At 55.7% G+C, this 1,309-nt stretch carries 3 protein-coding genes; 1 reads left to right on the top strand and 2 read right to left on the bottom strand.

The genetic code is table 11. The features are described 5' to 3' along the window. Window positions 1–264 (bottom strand): restriction endonuclease (locus B3C64_RS01605; protein WP_349679944.1); only part of this gene is annotated, 264 nt, incomplete at its 3' end. Between the two features lie 88 nt (window positions 265–352). After that, the gene (locus B3C64_RS01610) at window positions 353–715 is read right to left on the bottom strand and encodes a VOC family protein (protein WP_291533264.1); all 363 of its coding nucleotides are present in this window, start codon (window positions 713–715) and stop codon (window positions 353–355) included. Between the two features lie 243 nt (window positions 716–958). Here B3C64_RS01610 and B3C64_RS01615 point away from each other — a divergent pair, with 243 nt between their 5' ends. Continuing rightward, on the top strand, window positions 959–1,231 hold the full coding sequence (locus tag B3C64_RS01615) for a type II toxin-antitoxin system RelB/DinJ family antitoxin (RefSeq protein WP_291533265.1): 273 nt from the start codon (window positions 959–961) through the stop codon (window positions 1,229–1,231). The last annotated feature ends 78 nt before the right edge of the window (window positions 1,232–1,309 follow it).

The following is a 1,309-nucleotide window of genomic DNA, read 5'->3' on the forward strand; positions in this document are numbered from 1 at the left end:
CAGGATGTCGCGTGTTTCCTCGTCGGTTTTGTCGTACACGTCGACGTAGTGGCGCACGAATCCATCGAGATCGAGTAGCCGGATGGGAACGTTAGCGCGGTCCGCCTCGTACCGCGCCTCTTTGGTGAATCCTCCGGTGGAGACGTAGAGTCCGCGGTCACCTGCACGCAAGCCTCCGATGAAGGAGCGCATCGCCGGTGCTTCCATGGAGCCTTTGTGATGTTTGATTTCGACACGAATAATACGAATCCCGTCAGGCGGAATACATTCCGCGCGGCGGGATTATTCGTTGATTAACTCGGTAACGCGCCTTTGGCGTTATCATCATGCGGCCGGCATATGGCGACAACGCTCAGACGAGCATGGCCTCGATGTTGTTGCCTTCCGGATCATGCACGAAGGCGGCGTAGTAGGTCGGACCGTAGTTCGGGCGCGGACCGGGCTCGCCGTTGTCGGTGCCTCCGTTGGCAAGACCGGCCTCGTAGAACGCCTTCACGGCGTCATCGTCGGCCGCCTGGAACGCCACATGAATAGGGGAGACGGCATCGCCATCGGCGGCGGTGCTCACCCACACGGCGGAACCATCCTTGGCCACGAAAGCCTGGACACCCGGGAACGCCGGACCCTTGCCATAGCCCAGCGGAGCCAAAGCGGCCTCGTAGAACGCCTCTTCCTTCTCGAAATCCTTCACCTTGACGGTCACGTGATTGATCATGGCATTGTTCTTTCGCCCATGGCCCATACAGGCCTCGCTTCAAATCATAGGACGCAAAACCATATGACGGAAGAGCGCACGATAAAGTGCCTTGGTTACCGCGAGGAAACTCTTGGACGATGCCGTTGTCCGCGTGACCGACCATTGCAACTGATAGATTCCAAAAAACGAATATGATGAACGATGTAAGATGATAGTAGTTGATTGTCTTACAATATTAAGTATTGGATGAATGGAGGAGCTATGACGATGTCATCAGTGACGGTTCGGGTGGATTCTGATACCAAGCAGAGGGCTTCCGATATCGCGGAGGACTTCGGTTTCGACCTTTCCAGCGTGACCCGCGCCTTCTACCGGCAGATTGTTCGCGAGAAGCGCATCCCACTGAATCTTTCGTACCAGGGCACGATTCCGACTGAGACGCTTTCCGCTCTGCAGGAGGCCCATGAGCGTTCCGCGAAGAGCAATCCGCGGTTCCATACGGCCGATGAGATGTTCGATTCCTTGGGAATCTGATTATGCTCAATGCGGAATACACGAAGGCGTTTCAGCGTGACATCAAACGTTTGAAGCGCAAACATGTTGATTTCACGG

Source organism: Bifidobacterium sp. UBA6881, from assembly GCA_002451435.1.
Taxonomy (GTDB): Bacteria; Actinomycetota; Actinomycetes; order Actinomycetales; family Bifidobacteriaceae; genus Bifidobacterium.

Bases quoted from the DNA above. Each gene is read 5' to 3' on its own strand.
- B3C64_RS01610 (WP_291533264.1), bottom strand. From the start codon at position 715: ATGATCAATCACGTGACCGTCAAGGTGAAGGATTTCGAGAAGGAAGAG.
- B3C64_RS01615 (WP_291533265.1), top strand. From the start codon at position 959: ATGACGATGTCATCAGTGACGGTTCGGGTGGATTCTGATACCAAGCAG.